Below are 18,573 nucleotides of genomic sequence, written 5' to 3'. Positions count from 1 at the left end.
ACGCTGGTCAGAAAATCAATTTTGACCAAAAAGTATTTTTCAAAGTCTGAAAATGAGAGTGATTTATTAAAAATTACGGCCAATCAGGCTAATGCTTTGATTTATCAGCTGGCTTTAGCGGCATAATTGGCTAAAGTCCAGGTATATTCTTTTGAACCAATTCCAGCGACATTTAACTATCTAACTTATAACTTAAGGTTAAATGACGTAGAAAATGTTATTCCTTTTAATTTTGGATTGGCCAAGAACAACCAAGAAGCATTGTTTTATTACTTCCGAGGAGGTTCAGCTATAGCCTCATTAGAAAATCTTATTGAACACGAAAACATAGATCGTATTTCTTGTAAGCTAAGAAGAATGGATGATGTAGTTCAAGAACAAAAAATCACCAAATTAGATATTATCAAATGCGATGTTGAGGGCTCTGAGCTTTCTATTTTGCAAGGAGGGTTAGTTACTTTAGAAAAATTAAAACCCATTATTTATATTGAACTTTATGAACCATGGTGTAAAAAATTTGATTATAATACCTCTGATGTTATGTCTTTGTTATTTGGCTTGGGATATAAATGCTACTCAGCTATACAGGATAGATTGATAAATCTAACTCAAATTGATAACAACAACGACAAGTATAATTTTTTCTTTTTGCATACAGAAAAACATAAAAACATTCTTTCAAAACTCCTATCAAACTAAGATAGCATAAATACTCCACAGCTTCACCTTCGTGAAAAATATGTTATAAATCCTTGATGAGAATTTATAGCGGAGAGCTACAGCAACGTACAAGGAGCTATAAATGCCGATATTCAAAAATGGACATTTTTTGTTAAAAATATAGCCAAAAAAGTGCTTAACATAAGAAGTTTAGAATTTGGCCTAAAATTCTTGTAACCCATTCAGGTTTTGTCTAACTTGGACTCGTGAACTGCTATGCACATATTATTCCTAGGAAATGAACCTTTTATGGGAATAATTTTTATCACACTTATTTGTTCACACAATGCCTATGGGTAATTGAAAGGTTGGCTGAACGCTTACGGTAATAATTGGAAACTGGCAACAGCTACTGGGTATGATTATACTACTTGCGGCTTTGCAATAACATTCCATTTGGTTTGCTGAATTAATAGCCGTTAAGCGCGCAATCGAAGTTGTGGCTGGTAGCATAACAGCAGGTATTATTTCCATTTTAGTGGTAAAATTTGGAACGCCATTAATTACAAATATAAACAATCAGATTAATTTATCAAGAAGTAGAAGATCAGAACGTTGTGAACGCTTAGTATAGTAGTACTTTTAAACCCTCTTATCGGCACCGTTTTGATTAGTAGTATCCGTATCTGAAATTCACGGAAAAAAGCCCGAATACCATTCGAGTAAATCGGAGGGCTTCAGCTTACGTATGGGCGCAAATAGCTCGGAAGCAGCTCGGAAGTCAATGGCTTCCGTAGGAAGCGGGGTCTCATCAAAAGTATCATAGTTGATTGCCCGTTGTAATTCATGAGTTAAGATAGCACCTGCTTGGCGATTAGTTGAACCAACTCTTATAAACACCCCTTTTTCGATGCCCTTGTCTTCTTGTCTATAGCTAGGCTATTAACTAGGAAGTAGCTAGGAGGCTGACGCTTCCTAGCACGTTTTGATTTAGGATACTATGGATACTATTGTCAAGGGGTACTGTTAACATGTATTATCAGAAGAATGAGGTTAAGCGTTCAGGCGGATTCAAAGAATAAATGCAACTTGTTAGTCTATTAGTTGGCTCTCATACAGGCTCATAAGCTAAATGACTAACATTCATGCCTTTTTGATCGGAGCAAACAAAGATGAAAAAAATTGTTTTAAAATTCTTATCTATAGCGTTTATTCTGTTTACTTGTTTAATAACATCAGCAAATGCAGCCATGGCAGAAACAAATTCCAATCTGATAACTGCTCATACTTCTAACAATGTGCTTGGAAAGCCCGTATGGATTACAACTACTTTACCTCATGGGCAGTATAATACCATCTATGGTACTGTTAATTTAAATACTATGGTGATAGATTCTGATGGAAATACGGATACTTATACTTTTTATGCTGATTTTTCACACCCTAACGAGGTAATCCCTCCTTGGTTGGCTTTAAATTCTAACGGTATTTTACAGGGTATCTCCCCTATTCCTAATAGCTCTGATTCTACTGTTTATATCGCCGTAATTGCTGAAAGTAATACTACCAAGTTAATGGCGCCAGCTACCCTGGTACTACACATAATTAATTAACGATAATGATTCTGCAACGTTAATCACAATTTATAGCGCGTCTAGATCAACACAAAATAGTTTTGTTGCACGGAAGCAAATTTTAATCCAGTTTATAAAGATTCTCCTGCGTAATCAACCAAAGTAGTGCGTAGATTTTTTAAAAATATTGCTAAAAATTTAAGTGATTTGTTTAATTTTAAATTCCTATGTAAATATCAATAATTGTGTTATTGGGCACGATGTATAATATGGTTGGCTATTTGATCACGCCAATACGCACCTGCCTGCTAATTGTCCTATTTTTGAGGTCTCAGGATTAAATTCATTCTTGTTATTGGTTCTCGCTGTTAAACCAACTAAGCTAACCATAGAAAGGCGGACATTCTATTTTTGCATATTCGCTCCTTTTTATCTGTTATATGGTAGATTAGCGCCATAGCGATGCGATCTGACGGCTCAAAATAAAAAGCATTATCCTAAAATTGATTAATAAGTAAACTCAAAGCCCTATAGTATTATTTCTGCTCAGCTAGTTTTAATTTAACTTATGTTATAACTAGATTTAACATGTTTAAACCGCTCCAAAGCAGCATCGACCACCCCTTCAACACTCCCTGATTCCTGGTATTGCTGCCTTAAATAACTGGCATCGCTACCTTGGTGAGTAATTTTTTCAATATGCTCAAGAGCAATGGTACAACCTAATATATCACCGTAGGATTGTAGCTTGCGCAGCGTCGTCAATACATCTTCACGTATCGAAATTTGTTCGTATGTTTTAGGATGTACTAAAGTGCCTTGTAATCCAAAACGACAGGCTTGAAAACGATTGTAATTATAAACCAGATAATCATCTTCAGCTGGATCAGGTTCATTGCGTTCCAACAAATAGCGACAAAGTGCTTGCAGATAACATGCTAAAGCGGCAGCACGCTCTACTGATAAAGGCGTATCGCAAACCCGCAATTCGATCGTGCCATATTCTGGTTTTGGCCGGATATCCCAATAAAAGTCTTTCATGCTATTGACAATACCGGTGTGAATCATTTTAGCAAAATAAATTTGCTCAAACTGTTCCCAATGCAATAAAAAAGGCGCTCTGCCACTTAATGGAAAAGCGAATACGGAGTTTAATCGCGCTGAATTAAATAAGGTATCATTACCTTGAACAAACGGAGAAGATGCTGATAGTGCAATAAAGTGAGGTACGTAGCGGTTCAACGCGTGCAATAGGAATAATGCCTCATCACCGCTGGTGCAGCCAATGTGAATATGTTGACCAAAAATAGTGAACTGTTGGGCTAAGTATCCATATAGTGCGGAGACTTTTTGAAATCGAGGTTTGCTAAAAATACGTTGTTCTGACCATACTTGAAAAGGATGGGTACCGCCACCGCAAATACCGATATTGAGTTGCTCTCCAGTACGTACTAAGGCTTTTTTCATCTCATCCAGTTGTGTTAATAAAGTAGTGTATTCAGTATGTATGCCAGTTGAAATTTCGAGCATACTTTCTGTAATTTCAGGTACGACTACTCCAGGAAATTGTTTTCGTTGCAACAACTCCAATATATCGGGGCTGGCCGGAGTCAAATCAAAACTACTGAGACTCACCAACTGTAACTCCAATTCAACACCAATACTGAGGGAAGTAGAAGTTTTAAACGGCTCTATCAACATAGGAAGGCTCCTTAACACTTGGTACTTCATTCGCTAAATATAGTGCGCGTTGAACAAAAATTGGCCCAAAAATTTCCATGATGAGCGCTATGGCAGCTAAAGGAGCAAGCTGGTCGAATAAATTAATTCCCAAATAACGAGTTTGCTCTAAAACCAAGATTACAAATGCTGAGATAGGTGTGATGGCTAAACTGACTAGCAACCCTTTACGACAGGTAATGCCGCTAAAACGTGCAAAAAGACTAATCCCAATGGTTTTGGCCAAGAAGCGTACCACAATAAGGGACAGCCCTAATAGGATTCCAGCATACACTTTCTGCCATTCCAAGGTGGTGGCGATAAAAACGAATAGTAGAATAGCTAACAAATCCCCTAGTACGCCAAAACCTCGCTGGGAAGGATTTAAAATGATACGTCGATGCCGCGTCACCAATCCAAAAGTTAATGTTGCTATGATAGGAGATAGTTTAAGGTTATGGGTTAGTGCTACCAGAAAAATCACAGAAAGCGCAAAAACAAGCGTACAATCTTGGTGAGTTCGATGAATTGCTCTTAGCAACATTGGGATAATGACACCAAATGATGCACCTAATGCAAGAGAAATCAATAGTACAAGCAGGTTGTTGTAAGCGGATGATCCCAGTGAGTCTGAAACTTTAAATATTGATAACCCGATAACCATTTTAAATACCAATACTGCCAATACACAGTTAAGCACAGAAAGATGCAACGCACGCTCTGTCACTTGGCCAGCACTACGTTGTTCATGCACAATGCGTACTACAGTAGCTGGAGAGGTAGCCATCGCCAGGGTTGCTAATAAAAAAGCAGTAATAGCCGGCAAGCCAAACCCGTATGCTAATGCATATACCGCACCAAAGGTTAAAGTGGTTTCAACTAGGCTGGTTATTCCTATCCATGGATTGGTTCTTAACCAGTGCAGATTAATATAGTATCCTGCTTCAAACAGAATAAGTCCAAAGGCAATATTTGCTAATAATAATAGCGTATTAGAAGGAGCATGAGGTAATAATCCTACTTGCGATTGAGCTAAAATAAAACCTACAACTGCATAAATACTAATACGAGGCAGTTTCATCCAGCGGTAACCAATTTCACCGGCGAGCCAAGCAAGCAGGAGTGTAAGTGGCCAAGCTAAGTTTAAGATAATTATTTTTATATTCATAGAGTCTCCTTTTAAAGCTAGCTAAATCGAAAAATCATGAGGAATAGGAAGTGTTGAACACAGAGTTTATCTGTGAATATGAAGCTCTAACGTAATTGCTTACCCCAGGTACGTCGTCCCAGGTTACGTTCTAACCATTGATAAAGTGCAGAAGGAGAACATTTTTAATGGGACTTAATATACTATCGTTGTGGAAAAAAAACCATAGTAGATTTCAATGGCGGTTTTCATTTGCTTGAATCATTATATTTAGCTAAATTAACACCGTGTCTCACTAATTTAAGTGTATAAATACTTTCAGAACAAATTTGCTTTCGCAAAAGAAATGCAGTTATGGCTGTAACGATAGCCGGCAAGATCGAATAAAAATTCCAGGTTAATTCTGTTGTCAATAATATAGCTGTGATTATTGCACTGGTTGTGCTGCCAACCATTCCAGCCATCCCCGCTATAGTAAATAGTTCGATATTAATGCCAAAATAGCACTAATAAGTTGGGGGTTCCAGTCTTAATACCTTGTATAAGAGGATTTTTATCCCGCTCTCAATAAAAAACCAGATAATGGCATAGCCCCATACCAACAAAGCATAAGTCCACCCAACCGGAGCAACAAACAAACCATAAACAGCTGCCAATGTTCCCAGCACCTGTGTCGTTTCAGTTGCAACAATTAACTTCCAGTTAGGCCAGGGTTTTTGCCAGATGGCGCCTGTATTGCGAGTTATATAAAGGGTTAAATGTCCGGCTATCAGCAACTTTAAAAAAATGATAGTTTGTATAACTTCTCTGGAAAGCGCAGTAAATTCCCGCAATATAAAATATAATAAAAATGACTCTATCACTCCGGTTATGCCCAAAGCTGAACTCGTGATTAATATCCGCGACATTCGCCACCTCACGGGACGAGGAGCCACTTTGGCATTGTCATAAGCAATCATCATAATTGGAAAATCATTCAAAATGGCTAATAGCACAATCATCACAGCAGTAACTGGGTAAAAATTAAATACTAGAATACATAACGAGATAAATAACAGCACGCGTATGGTTTCCGCAATGCGAAAAGTGGCATAACTGGTCATGCGTTCAAATATTTTTCGCGCTTCTTCAATGGCGGTTGTAATGACAGATAGCCCTTTTTCCGTCAACACTAAATCTGCTGCGGCGCGCGCCGCATCGGTAGCGCCACCAACGGCTATGCCAACATCAGCTTCTCGAAGCGCCGGTGCATCATTGACGCCATCACCAGTCATACCCACAATATGATTGCGAGATTGTAATGCCTGAACGATATTGAATTTGTGAACTGGAAAAATCTCAGCAAACCCATCCACCTGTTCAATTTTTTCAGCAATTTGTTCTTTTTCTTTGCTATCTAAATCTTCTTCTTTAAATAATTGGGATGCTGAAACAATATTTTCTCCTAATCCTAAGTTGTGAGAAATTTCTTTGGCAATGGCCAGGTGATCTCCCGTGAGCATTTTAATTTCAAGCCCCATTTTTTCTGCTACGCTGATTGTTTCAGCAGAGTCTTCACGTGGAGGATCAAATAAAGGAATTAATCCAAGATAATGCCACTTTTCATTGTCTTTTTTGGCAACACCCAGTGCCCGATAACCTTTTTGAGCCAGTTGAATAACCTGTTCATCTACTTTTTTCCGAATTTCTATTTGATCTACGATATCTGAAATGACTTGCGGCGCACCTTTGGATACGGTAAAAGTTTTATCAGCTAGATTTACTTCGGCTTCAGTGCGCTTATGTTTTGGATCAAACGGCATAAATCTAGCTATTTGATAATTGGCCAAACTTATTTTACTAGGCAGGTTGTTCAAAATAGCTTCATCAATAATATCCGGCGATGTTTGGTTGGATGCCAAGGCAGCAGCAGTTATTAACTCAGTTTTATCATGACAATCAATGGGGATGGGTTCTCCCATAGTTAATTTATTTTGGGTCAGTGTGCCTGTTTTATCGCTGCATAATATGTCCATGCCAGCCATTTCTTCTATTGACACCAATCTTGAAACGATGGCTTTCATTTTAGCAAGCCTTAAAGCTCCCACAGCCATAGTGACGGATAGAACTGCAGGCAGAGCAACTGGGATAGCGGCGATTGTTAAAATTAGCGCAAACAGCAATGAATGTAAGAATGCTTCGTGCCGTAGATGGGCTACCGTCATGATAATTATCACAAGGCACAGCGTCAGAAAAATTAAAAATTTACCTATTTTTAAAACGGCTTTTTGAAAATGTGATATGGTTCTTGCAGTTTCAACCAGTTTTGCTGTACGCCCAAAATAAGTGTTCATGCCTGTTGCGGTGACAATACCTAACATTTCACCTAAACGCGCTATGGAGCCTGAGTAAATTGTATCACCGACTTGTTTATCCACCGGCAATGATTCGCCGGTAATAGTGGATTGATCGACGCTAAGATAATCTCCTTCTAATAGGTTAATGTCTGCGGGGATAATATTTCCCAGTCTGATTAAAACAATATCACCAGGAACCAGCTGGCCTGCGGCAATGTCTGTCCATGCTCCATCCCGCAATACGCGAGCCGTCAGTGCCAATTTTTTCTTTAGTGCACTGATGGCATTGTCCGCTTTAAATTCTTCCCAAAAACCCACGCTGGCGTTGAGTAATAACAAGACTCCAATAATGATGAAGTCCTCCCAACGCTTTAAGATTCCAGAAAGAATAAAGGCAACTTCTATCATCCAAGGGATAGGTCCCCAAAAGAATTTTAAAAATCTTAAGAGTGGCGGGGTGTGTTTTTCTAATATAATGTTAGGACCAAATTCCTTAAGAAGCGCTTCTGCTTGGAAGGTATTCAGTCCAGTTTTTATATCCATATTTTGTTGAAGTTCCATAGTAACTTTTTTTATTTAGTTAATTAGGATTTAATTGATTTAAGCTAGAAACAAGATGCGCAACATTATGCAATGCCAGCAACCTTGTTTGTTAGGCTGAACGTTGCCATTGTTTAAGATGCTGGGTGATAGCGATTTGCTTCTGGTGCTCTATAAATCAAAAACTCGCTCAACCGTCGATAACCTTCTTACCCTCGTACTAGGGGCCTGTCGTCACACGACCCCACTACGTCGTCCCGCGGCTTGTCCGCGGGATCCAGAAGAGAATAAAACTTGCTAAGAAGCCAAAAAAAAATCTGCCAGACTCCCTAGTTCCTGCGGACAAGCCGCGGGACGACGTAGTGGGGTGCGTGTGACGACAGACCCTAGGTAGTACAATCATTGAGATTTAAAATAATGTAATTTTTTGGCAAATATCAGAATCCTCTTAGCATAAACAAATAATAATCAGTGATTTCGGCGACAAACGAATATAGTATAGCGTATTTAAGCCATTACCGAACTATTTGGGTATACTTATTGATTAACTTATTAAAGCCTAAGAGAACATATATGCGATGTTTATTTATAATTATGTTATTCACCTTCGTCTTACAAGCTAACGCAGAAATACTCATAACAAGCGAATCATCAGCAAAGTTACGTGTTTTTCAAGACGCCAAAATACTGAGTGAAGGAAAAATTTTTTTAGAAAATTCAGGCGTTGATATATTAAAAAACCTGAAACTGAATATCATGAATGCTGTGAATGGCACAACTATCATTCCTGGTAATTGTGGTGACACGTTATTACCCAATCAAACTTGTTATTTTATCTTGCAGTATAAACCTAGCTTTACTAATCTTCATCAGGTGAAAGACTTCTTAGTCACATTGATTGTCACTGCATTAGCTCCAAATAACCAAAAACAGCAAGATAGTTATACGATTGTTTTAGAAAGTGTTCCCCATGGTAACTGGGTTAAATTTGGGGGAGAAAACTCTTTAGAAATAAGGGGAACAAGAGATTTTACTCAAAAGCAGCATGGAAATGCTAGCTTGTTATATGCAGCGAGTGGTCATGTGCTGCGCAGTAGTGATGGTCAGCATTGGAGCGTGGTTGGTAATAATTTTCCAGTTAATTGCAATGTAGATAAGCTAGCTGTAGGGAAGGATTATCTTTATGCTTATTCTGATTGTTCAGGAATGCAGAAATATGATGGCATAAGTTGGGTAGCGTTAAAAAATATTCCTTGGCTTGATAGAGATAAATTTGGCGGCATCAACAAGATGTTAGTAACACCTGATAATGTGCTCTATATCGCTACTTCTATCGGTGGTGTTATCAAGTTGGAGGGTGAAAATGCAACGCCCTTAGGCGGTGATAGTTGGCAGGAGCAGCATTTAGGAAATGCACTGGCTATTATCCAAGATAAGAATGACTCTAGGCTTTATGCAGCAACAGATAAGGGGGTCGCACAATTTGATGGTAATCAATGGGAAATAATCGGTAAAAAGGAATGGTTCAAACAAAGATTTTTAAGTGCTTTTGGTGTTTACCAAGATGCAGCAGGAAATTTATATGCCGCAGCAAATGTGGGTATACTGCAATATAAAAATGAGCATTGGCAATTATTGGGTGATGCAAAAAACGGACTTACCGGTTATATACAATCTAAGTTTCTTGTTGATGTGAATGATTTATATGTCGGCACCAATGATGGGCTCAATGACTGTAATTTATTTCGTTATGACGGAAAGCATTGGAGCAAACTTGATTCACCCTGCACCTATTTTAATGCATTTGGGCACAACAGTAATACCTATAGTGAAAATCCTGTAGTTTTATATGTCTTACTTGCGCACAATGGTCGCTTATACGCCAGCACCGATCGCGCTATTCTTATTTATGATCGAAAAGCTAATCAATGGTTACCTGCAAATACGAATTGGAATGGAATAGAAGCAACCGCCTTGGCGCCTGATACAAATGGTGGTTTATATGCTTGGTGGCAGCATGATTTAGTCATTGAAGGCCATTATGATACTTCTTGGGGTTGGCGTCCTAGCTATGCTCCTATTGCGCCGCCCACATATTATTCAAACCGCTATGGTTTACAGTTAATTCCAAAAGATGCAACCAGGCCTTCGACAAACTCAAAAAGGGTGGTATTTACAGAAGATTCAATTCCCATGCCGGTTGCAATAGATAGCTGGAATAAAGTTACTCACCATAATTCAGCTAATTCCCTACTGCAAGACCATGACGTTCTCTATGCGGGTTGGGCAAACTGTTCTTCGCCTTCTGCTATCATTGCACATTTTCCTGATAAAAAGAGTTATTGCCGTTATGCAGAACCACCTGTAGGCGGTGTGTTGCAATATGCTGGTCAACAATGGATGCCGGTAGGCGCTAAGAGTTGGAGCAAAGAGACTCAAGATGGTGTTAGCACAAGATTATTAAAAGTGAATGGGACGTTATATTCAGCCTGGCTAAATAATACACGCAGTGAGGACTATGGTGATTACTACCCTATCGGCGGTGTCTTGCAATATGATGGAAAAAATTGGTTACCTTTAGGCTACAGTAGTTGGAACTTTGTTTACGCAAATGACTTGCTTTTAATGAACAACAGGCTTTATGCAGCAACCAGTGATGGTGTAGTGGAATATTATCCTTAATTAGTCGCTGGCGCGAAATTTACTTCGTCTCGGGCATCCATCTGAAAATTAGCATTTCATGAATGGCTTGGATAAAAGGCTGCTCAGTAGTTAAAATAATTTCTCGTGGAAACTTAGGAAAATATTGTTTTGCTAGTTTATTCGCTTTGGCCATAACCTAAATAATCGATTAAAATAAGATGAAAATGGGGAGCTAATTTTTCAATGTAACCTACTGATTTCCAGTTCTGAGAAAATCATTACCATGTGGTAAATTTGTAGGTTGGGTTAGTCCATAACTAGTAGGTAGCATAAGGCATAATGCATTTCTTTTAGGTTATGAATTATCATTACATGTTGGAGCAAGTTCAAATGAGTGTCAAGAAATCTATCTTAACCAAACGCGTGAACACTCAGAGTCCAGAATGGGACGTGACTGCGAATGCGGTCATGCGAGCTATGCGGTTAACTACAGAGTTGAATAAGCTGTCATTTGATGATGCTGCAAAAGTGAGAGCCATATTCAGCGAATTAATTGGTCAACCGGTCGATGAGACTTTTAGGCTTATTCCTCCTTTCTATACAGCAGGTGGTCTTGAGATCAGGGTTGGACATAAAGTATTCATTAATCAGTGCTGTACCATTTATGATATGGGCGGAGTTGATATTGAAGATTTAGTCATGATTGGTCCCAATGTTAACATTATCACCGCAGGTCACCCGGTAGATCCCGCTGAACGCCGCGCTTATGTTGAAGCCAAATCCATTATCATTAAAAGGAATGTTTGGATTGCCACTGCTGCCACTATATTGGGTGGTGTTACGGTGGGGGAAAATTCTGTTGTTGCAGCTGGTGCTGTTGTTACGAAAGATGTTCCTGCAAACACTTTGGTTGCGGGTGTGCCAGCCAAGGTCATTCGCTCGCTTGATCGTTGAGCTTAGTGCATATCTTCTGCAATAGCACTACAATTCCCAAAACCAGTATTTAAAATTGAGAGCAGCGTCCCAAATATCAAAAGCTTTAATTTCATTCTACGCACTACCCTTCTAAAAATTTTTTTAATGCAATCGCGTTGTTATGTTCAGTTTCTTTAGAGCCATATAATAAAGTAACCGTGTGTTTTTGTTCTTCTTGGTAAATAATAGCAATCACCTCCCCTTTGCTTTTTAATTCTTTTGCATAGCGTTTTTGAAACTCAGGCCATTTTTGCGGGTCATGATTGAACCATTTGCGCAAAGCGTCACTAGGGGCGATTTCTTTTAGCCATAAATCGATATGGGCATTTTCTTTTTTGATGCCCCGCGGCCAAAGCCTATCTATGAGAATTCGAAATCCATCTGATTCTTGAAATTTTTCATAAATCCTTTTAATTTTCAGAGTCATTGATAATTCTCTCCTTAATTGCGAATACTTACAAAGTAACAATTATACCATAATCTTGAGTTATCAATTTCATGGATTGCATTCCAATATATTAATAATTGGAGTTGGACAGCACCATAAACGAGTAATTCAAATCTTAATTTTATTCAGCGTATTTAGAGAGCAATTGCCATTCTTTCGATGAAATGGTCAATGGAAAATATTTTTGTGAACTGAAATCAGAGACAAATGCCCACACGGAAAGGCCAAGATAAAGCGGTGATTGTATCTGTGTGTATTCCTGCAAGGCGACTTTAAAATAATCAATTTGATGATATAAGTTTTTAAGATTGAGCGAAGGATTATTCTTATCTATTTTTTGCTCCCATTCATAAGTTGTTGCTACTAAAGGGATGCCACCCATGACCTGAGTATGGGTAACCTTAGCAACTTGCATTAAATTTGTGATGGCCGTTTTTAAGCGTCGTTGATATACCTCAGGAGATACAGGTAATGCAGAATCATTAGGCTCGTGTAAATCATAACCATATAGCACCACAAAAGCATTCTGCCCTAATGTTTGAAACCAGGCGGAATCTTCCTCGCCAGGTCTTACAATCACGGAAATAATTTTTTTCTTGTTGCGAAGTTGTTTAGCGAATTCTTGATAGAATGGTAGTAATGTAGCGCTATAAGATTCTAAATCAAGAAATACCCCATCAGCATTGGGATCATTATTTACAATGCTAGCTATTGAATCAGCTGCTTTTTTATATTGTATATTAGACCAATGTTTAAAATTAGTGTTTGCCACCCAAAAACTTAAGTTGGGTAATATCTTTACATTTTTCAGTCTCGATTTGTAAAATTTGGTAGTGTTAAAGTCATAGGTGATTAATAACTGATTGTGCTTAGAGTCAACGTGCACTACCCCTGCTTCTGGAAATAAATAATTGAATCGATGCGATAGGACAGCTTTGTCATTGAAACGTTGAATTTGATTAATCCAGCTTTGCTCTTTTCCATAAAGCCAAGCAGAATTGCCTTTTGGCAAAGCATAGGCATTTAGCATATAGATTGATGCCAGAAGAACCCGTATGATTTTGGGAAATAATTTAATTTTTTTCATACTGCTAAAACCGAAAAATTTTGCCATATTATGCATTGCCTAATAGTGCAACTGGCTTAAGGGCACCTCTAGAAATTGTTCTTTTCATTCATGCGGCATTGGATTAGATTTTAAAATATAATGCGCCTCGTCTTAAACGAAAGTCTCGCGTTCTAGAAGTGTCTTTAACATTAAAATAATGAAATCCCTGTTAACCCTCCATCTATAGTAAAGTCTGTTGCTGTTACATAAGATGAGTCATCTGATGCAAGATATAATGCTATACTTGCAACCTCACTAGGTTCAGCCACCCTCTTTAAGGGTATTAATTTTGACCATTCTTGCAAATCTTGTTCCGTTGCGTCGACCTGTTCAAAAATTGGTGTGCGTATCACACCGGGTGATATGGAATTTACCCGAATATTTTTAGAGGTTAATTCAGCTGCAAATGTTTGCGATAAAGAAATAATTGCTGCTTTTGAAGCACAATAGACTGAAAAATTTTCCATGCCGGATTTAGCAGCAATAGAAGAAATTAAAATAATTGATGCCGGACTGTTTAAATAGGGTAAGGATTTTTGCACGGTAAAATAGGTACCTTTTAAATTGACTGACATGACTTTGTCAAAGAGTTCTTCTGTAACTTTTTCAACCGGAGCGATTTTAACAATACCCGCATTCGCAACGAGGATATCAAGATTAGCATTAAAATGCTTATGGATTTGCTGGTATAAATCATGAATCTCATTTAAATCAGCAATATCACTCTGTACAGCAAAAACATCACCCTTTAATTGCTCTTTGGCTTTTTCTAGTTTTACTCTGTTGCTTCCTGTGATAACTACCTTGGCACCTTCTTGCAAAAATAATTGTGCAATAGCTAGCCCGATTCCGCTGGAGCCACCAGTAATTAAAGCAATTTTATTTTTTAATTTCATTTGGATTAAACCTCTAGTTGATGTTGATTCAATGTAACTACTCGCACATTGTCCCGGCAGGAAGCCGAAATCCAGTTGATAGGGACATCACAGTTTCGCTTTCCTGCGACCTGGATCCCGGCCTCCTGCCGGGAGACGTTTATGCTAAGAGTAGCTTTTCTTTATATATTTATGATATATAGAGCTTCTAATTATGGAGCTTCAGGTATTCATTGATGAATTTTTTTTCACAGTATCCCGTTATCAGTGTTGCGCTTCTAGCGGCTATTATAGGTTCAGCCTTAGTGGCAGTCATCAGAAATTGGGTCGCTTTACATTTTCTAACTTCTCATCATGAAGTGGCATTCCCTATTTTTTTGCAAATTGGCGTAATTTATGCCGTGGTATTGGCGTTTACATTTTCTATGGTACTCAATGAGGTTGGGGAAAGTTACAGGGAAGCTAAAATAGAAACCACTGATTTGTTGACTTTAGCGCAGCTGGCGCCGGGATTTTCACCAGAAGTTCGGAATAGTATTCAACAAACGCTCATTGAATACACAGACGCTATTATTACCAAAGAATGGCCGAAAATGATTAGGCACCAAGAAGAACCACAAGTTGCAGAGATTCTTGAGAAATTACAGAGAATTTACTTGAACATGGATGTGCAATCACCCAAAGAACAGGTTATTTATTCTAACTCTTTAGAGCATTTAGCAAAATTGCGGGAAAATCGACGCTTAAGAATTTTTATTGCTACACAACCTAAACTAGAAAATCCATTAATGTTACTGGTTATGCTGGGATTTGTAGTCGTTGGTATTTCTTATTTTTTTGGCATGGATCGTCTTTGGGCGCAGATGGTTTTAACCGGAGCATTAATTTACACGATCACTTCCCTCTTAATGATTATCTTTATATTGAGCAATCCTTTTGCTAGCAAATTCGGTATAAGCACGAGAATTTATAAAGATACATTGGGTCGGTTGGAGCAAATGGCTAAGGAGTCGTAATTGTATTGTCATCTTGAGTTTTGCTGTCATCATGAGCACAAGAGAAGGATGAGAGCAAAATTCAGGAAGAAGAAGATCGATAAAAATCTAACGCCTTTTCTATCAATTCGGGTTTGCTGGTTACGCCAATTTTATTTTTGATATGTTCTATATGGGTTTCAACGGTGCGTCTTGAGATAACCAGAATTTCTGCAATTGTTCTTGCAGGCCTTCCTTCAATAATATGTTGCAGTATTTCAAGCTCTCGTTGGGTGAGGTAGTTATTCCCTAATTGCGCACCAGGTAAGCTGCCGGTAATGCCATTTTTATCATTTAAAAATTCCAATTCATCAATTAATGAGAAAGAGCTTGCTGGAGAGCCCTGACCCCAAAAAATGGTTAATCCTAATACACCAAGGATTGCATTTTTTTGACTATACCAGGGTAATTTGATGGTAATACCATTAAAATAGGAACCCTGTTTATCAGGCAGTTGTTCATCAAAAAAAAGTTTTTTCTGTGCTTGCATTACTTTTGTGTCATTTTTAATCAGTTGTAAGGTGGATTCCTCTTTAAAAATATCAAAAGCGCTTTTTCCATAAACCTGCTTTAATGAATCTGCTTGTATAAATTCTAAATTGACAGGATTAGAGTTTGATAACTGACTCTTTTGATTTAAAAAATAAATAGAAAATGGGTATTTGAATAAATCGGATACTGTATAAAGTTTATCTGGCATTTTAGATAGATTTTTATACTGTTGTATTTCTTTATCATCAATCAGCATAATGCCATTTTTGTGACGGAGAATATATAATTCATCGTCGGGAATATTTTTCTCGGCCATAACATTTTTCTTTAGATAATTGTTATATTTAAATTGAGATAACTACCATCTTCAAATAGCAATACTAAGGGTATTTTGTGCCCTTTTTTTAAAGATTGGTTTAACCCCATTAGCATGACATGAAAACCGCCTTGTTTGAGATCTTGTTCTTGACTTGGTTTGATATTGATTACTGGTACTTGTTGCATAAAGCTTGTACCCTCTTTTTGAAAAGTCTGATGCAGTTGAATCAGTTTAGCAACTGGGCTATAGGCAGCAATGAGTTGATGTGCTATTGCTCCCTTGTTATCCAATTCCATGTATACTTGGGCGCCATGTTGCGTTGGCATAGTTGCATTCACTTCTGGGGTTTTAATGCTGACTACATTAGCGGCAATTTCATGGTTGCTTGCATCATTAGTTGCCAATGGGGTTTGAGCTGCTACCCAGGTAGAACTGAATAAAATAAACGCCGTGAAAAATATTTTTTTTAACATATGTTTGTCCTTAAGTTGGTTTTTGTTTGATTGATTTTGCCACATCCTTGGATAGCGGTAAATCAAATCATCACCTTGGGAGCGCGTATGTCACCCCACAGGTTTTTTAATTACCCATAAAAGAGTGTATATATGCCAAGCTGGAATCCCAAGCAATATCTAAAATTTTTTAATCAACGGACCCGCCCTTGCCAAGATCTAGCGCGTTCAGTTCAAATTGAAGATCCACAAAAAATCATTGATCTGGGCTGTGGTCCGGGCAATAGTACCCAAGTTTTAATGGAATGCTGGCCGAATGCGGTTATTACCGGCTTGGATAGTTCAGAGCAGATGATTATGGAGGCGCGCAAACTATATCCCAAGGGACAATGGTTGCAGGCAGATATTGCCAGTTGGACTCCGCTTGAAACTTACGATATAGTCTTTTCTAATGCGGCACTACAGTGGGTCTCAGAGCATGAACGGGTTCTACCGCATCTGCTGCAGCAGGTTAAACCAGGGGGTGCGCTGGCCTTTCAAGTGCCGGCTAATATCAATGCAACAGCTCATCAGTTGATGCGGGATTTGGCTGCTTCCAAACATTGGCGTAAACATTTCCATCAACCCATCAGGGAATGGTACGTACACCCACCTGCATTTTATTATGATGTTCTATCACCTCATGCGTCTCATATTGAGCTGTGGCGTAGCGAATACTTCCACGCCATGTCAGGTCCAGAGGCGATTGTTGAGTGGTATAAAGGCTCAGGGTTGCGGCCATTTCTCGATCTTTTACCTGAGGATAAGCAAGACTCATTTTTGCAGGGTTATTTGCAGTTGATTGCTAAAGCCTATCCACGGCAAGCCAATGGTCAGGTGCTTTTTCCTTTCCTTAGGCTTTTTGTGATCGCTTATTTGTAACTACCCTCCCCCTTTGAAAAGGGGGGGAGCCATTGCGCTTCCTATGGAAAGGTTGTGACAGGGAAATAGTCATGTCAAAAAATTCAGCATTACCCGCAATGACCGTGACGCTATTACTTGATTTTATCGGGTTGTTCATGGTGATTCCTATCTTTGCTCCCCTATTACTTGATCCTCACAGTCCTATGCTGCCTACTCAAGCACCCATTGGCTTGCGCACGACCTTAATTGGGTTATTGATTGCCAGTTATGGTTTTGGGCAGCTATGGGGTGGGCCGGTTTTAGGAGAATTATCAGACCAGCTGGGGCGCAAGAAAGTAATTATTTGGGGTGTCGCTTGTCTGGTGGGTGCTAATATTTTGGGCGTGCTTAGCCTTTTTATGAATAATTTAGTGCTATTGTTTTTGTGCCGTTTTGGAACTGGATTTGCCTCAGGGAATGGTTCTGTGATTTTTGCTGCAGTGACGCATAGTAATCGAGATGAAAAGCAACGTGGTTTGCAATTAGGGTATCTGGCCGGTGCCTGTTCTATTGGCGCTGTGCTAGGTCCTGTGGTAGGCGCTGGCTTGTCAGCAATACATGGATTACCATGGCCGAGTAAAGCAACGCCATTTTTATTTATGAGTATTGCTTTTGCAGTGAATATTTTTATGCTGATACGTGGCTATCAGGATAGGGGGCATTATGAAAGGCGTCCATTTAATCTTTTTACCGGATTTAAGAATATTTTTGAGTGCTTTACTATTCAACCTCTGCCATTACTATTGCTTTCTTATTTTTTATTTGTGCTAAGTACAGAAACTATTTTTGCGGGATTACCCATTTTTGCGGTGCGAAAGTTTCAGGTAAGTAGTGCTTGGTTAGGAGTTTTATTTGCTATGGGGTCTTTGTGTTCGGCACTGAGTTCTTTAGTGATTAATCGTAAACTGAGTGAACATTATAGTTCTAATCAAATTGTATTATTGTGCTTGAGCATTCTTTGTATAGCTTTCTTTTTATTTTTGCTGCCAAGGCATCCGGGTGGATTATTTATTCCTTATGCTTTGGTAGGTTTTACCTGTGTATTGGTATGGGCGCATTATAATTCTATTTTTGGTGGTGTGGTGGCTAAAAATATTCAAGGGAAAGTCATTGGTGTGGCGCAATCTTTATTGTCGTTGTCTATATTAATTGGGCCACCGATAATGGGTGGGTTGATGGCGGTGCATCAAGAAATTGTGGTTTATATTTCAGGATGTTCTAGCATAAGCGCGTTGGTGTGTTTTTCGATTTGGGTTAAACAGCAGCAGCGTTCTTTATGATTGTCGATATCCTTCTCGATAAGAAAGGA

At 38.6% G+C, this 18,573-nt stretch carries 15 protein-coding genes; 7 read left to right on the top strand and 8 right to left on the bottom strand.

The window, feature by feature from the left end:
* Positions 1–126 precede the first annotated feature (126 nt).
* Entirely contained in the window at positions 127–699 is a 573-nt protein-coding gene (locus VHE99_05390) for an FkbM family methyltransferase (GenBank protein HVV68452.1), read from the top strand.
* Between the two features lie 1,133 nt (positions 700–1,832).
* The gene (locus tag VHE99_05385) at positions 1,833–2,273 is read left to right on the top strand and encodes a hypothetical protein (GenBank protein HVV68451.1); all 441 of its coding nucleotides are present in this window, start codon (positions 1,833–1,835) and stop codon (positions 2,271–2,273) included.
* Positions 2,274–2,795: 522 nt separating this feature from the next.
* Here the strand turns inward: VHE99_05385 and VHE99_05380 are convergent.
* From VHE99_05380 to VHE99_05370, 3 genes are all read right to left on the bottom strand, one after another.
* Positions 2,796–3,935, bottom strand: a complete 1,140-nt coding sequence (locus VHE99_05380; GenBank protein ID HVV68450.1) for a YbdK family carboxylate-amine ligase — start codon at positions 3,933–3,935, stop codon at positions 2,796–2,798.
* Entirely contained in the window at positions 3,916–5,121 is a 1,206-nt protein-coding gene (locus tag VHE99_05375) for a cation:proton antiporter (GenBank protein HVV68449.1), read from the bottom strand. The genes VHE99_05380 and VHE99_05375 overlap by 20 nt, the downstream gene beginning before the upstream one ends.
* 485 nt (positions 5,122–5,606) lie before the next feature.
* Positions 5,607–7,997, bottom strand: coding sequence for a plasma-membrane proton-efflux P-type ATPase (locus tag VHE99_05370; GenBank protein HVV68448.1), 2,391 nt, complete (start codon positions 7,995–7,997; stop codon positions 5,607–5,609).
* A 552-nt stretch (positions 7,998–8,549) separates the two neighbouring features.
* Here VHE99_05370 and VHE99_05365 point away from each other — a divergent pair.
* A complete protein-coding gene (locus tag VHE99_05365; GenBank protein HVV68447.1) occupies positions 8,550–10,658 on the top strand; it encodes a hypothetical protein in 2,109 nt (702 codons plus the stop codon).
* 351 nt (positions 10,659–11,009) lie between these two features.
* Positions 11,010–11,573 carry a sugar O-acetyltransferase gene (locus tag VHE99_05360; GenBank protein HVV68446.1) on the top strand — a complete coding sequence of 188 codons (564 nt, stop codon included), beginning with the start codon at positions 11,010–11,012 and terminating at the stop codon, positions 11,571–11,573.
* A gap of 103 nt (positions 11,574–11,676) precedes the next feature.
* On the opposite strand, the gene VHE99_05355 is transcribed toward VHE99_05360, so the two are convergent.
* The 3 genes from VHE99_05355 to VHE99_05345 form a co-directional block, all read right to left on the bottom strand.
* A complete protein-coding gene (locus VHE99_05355) occupies positions 11,677–12,021 on the bottom strand; it encodes a DUF488 domain-containing protein (protein ID HVV68445.1) in 345 nt (114 codons plus the stop codon).
* Between the two features lie 142 nt (positions 12,022–12,163).
* On the bottom strand, positions 12,164–13,156 hold the full coding sequence (locus VHE99_05350) for a hypothetical protein (protein ID HVV68444.1): 993 nt from the start codon (positions 13,154–13,156) through the stop codon (positions 12,164–12,166).
* A gap of 143 nt (positions 13,157–13,299) precedes the next feature.
* Complete coding sequence (locus VHE99_05345; GenBank protein HVV68443.1) at positions 13,300–14,046, bottom strand: glucose 1-dehydrogenase; 747 nt, start codon at positions 14,044–14,046, stop codon at positions 13,300–13,302.
* Between the two features lie 215 nt (positions 14,047–14,261).
* On the opposite strand from VHE99_05345, the gene VHE99_05340 reads away from it, so the two are divergent.
* Positions 14,262–15,041 carry a DUF4239 domain-containing protein gene (locus VHE99_05340; GenBank protein ID HVV68442.1) on the top strand — a complete coding sequence of 260 codons (780 nt, stop codon included), beginning with the start codon at positions 14,262–14,264 and terminating at the stop codon, positions 15,039–15,041.
* 61 nt (positions 15,042–15,102) lie between these two features.
* Here the strand turns inward: VHE99_05340 and VHE99_05335 are convergent, their stop codons facing one another.
* Positions 15,103–15,867: a helix-turn-helix transcriptional regulator gene (locus VHE99_05335; protein HVV68441.1), complete on the bottom strand. Its 765-nt coding sequence runs from the start codon at positions 15,865–15,867 to the stop codon at positions 15,103–15,105.
* Positions 15,868–15,878: 11 nt separating this feature from the next.
* Entirely contained in the window at positions 15,879–16,343 is a 465-nt protein-coding gene (locus VHE99_05330; protein ID HVV68440.1) for a copper chaperone PCu(A)C, read from the bottom strand.
* A gap of 132 nt (positions 16,344–16,475) precedes the next feature.
* Here VHE99_05330 and tam point away from each other — a divergent pair, with 132 nt between their 5' ends.
* Together tam and VHE99_05320 are read left to right on the top strand one after the other, a co-directional pair.
* Positions 16,476–17,243 carry a trans-aconitate 2-methyltransferase gene (gene tam, locus VHE99_05325; GenBank protein ID HVV68439.1) on the top strand — a complete coding sequence of 256 codons (768 nt, stop codon included), beginning with the start codon at positions 16,476–16,478 and terminating at the stop codon, positions 17,241–17,243.
* 71 nt (positions 17,244–17,314) lie between these two features.
* Positions 17,315–18,544 (top strand): MFS transporter, encoded by a 1,230-nt coding sequence (locus tag VHE99_05320; GenBank protein HVV68438.1) that lies wholly within the window; start codon positions 17,315–17,317, stop codon positions 18,542–18,544.
* Positions 18,545–18,573: the final 29 nt, after the last annotated feature.

The organism is Gammaproteobacteria bacterium, assembly GCA_035546635.1.
In the GTDB taxonomy this organism is placed as follows: Bacteria; Pseudomonadota; Gammaproteobacteria; order JAURND01; family JAURND01; genus DASZWJ01.
This window is presented reverse-complemented; position numbering and strand designations above follow the sequence as displayed.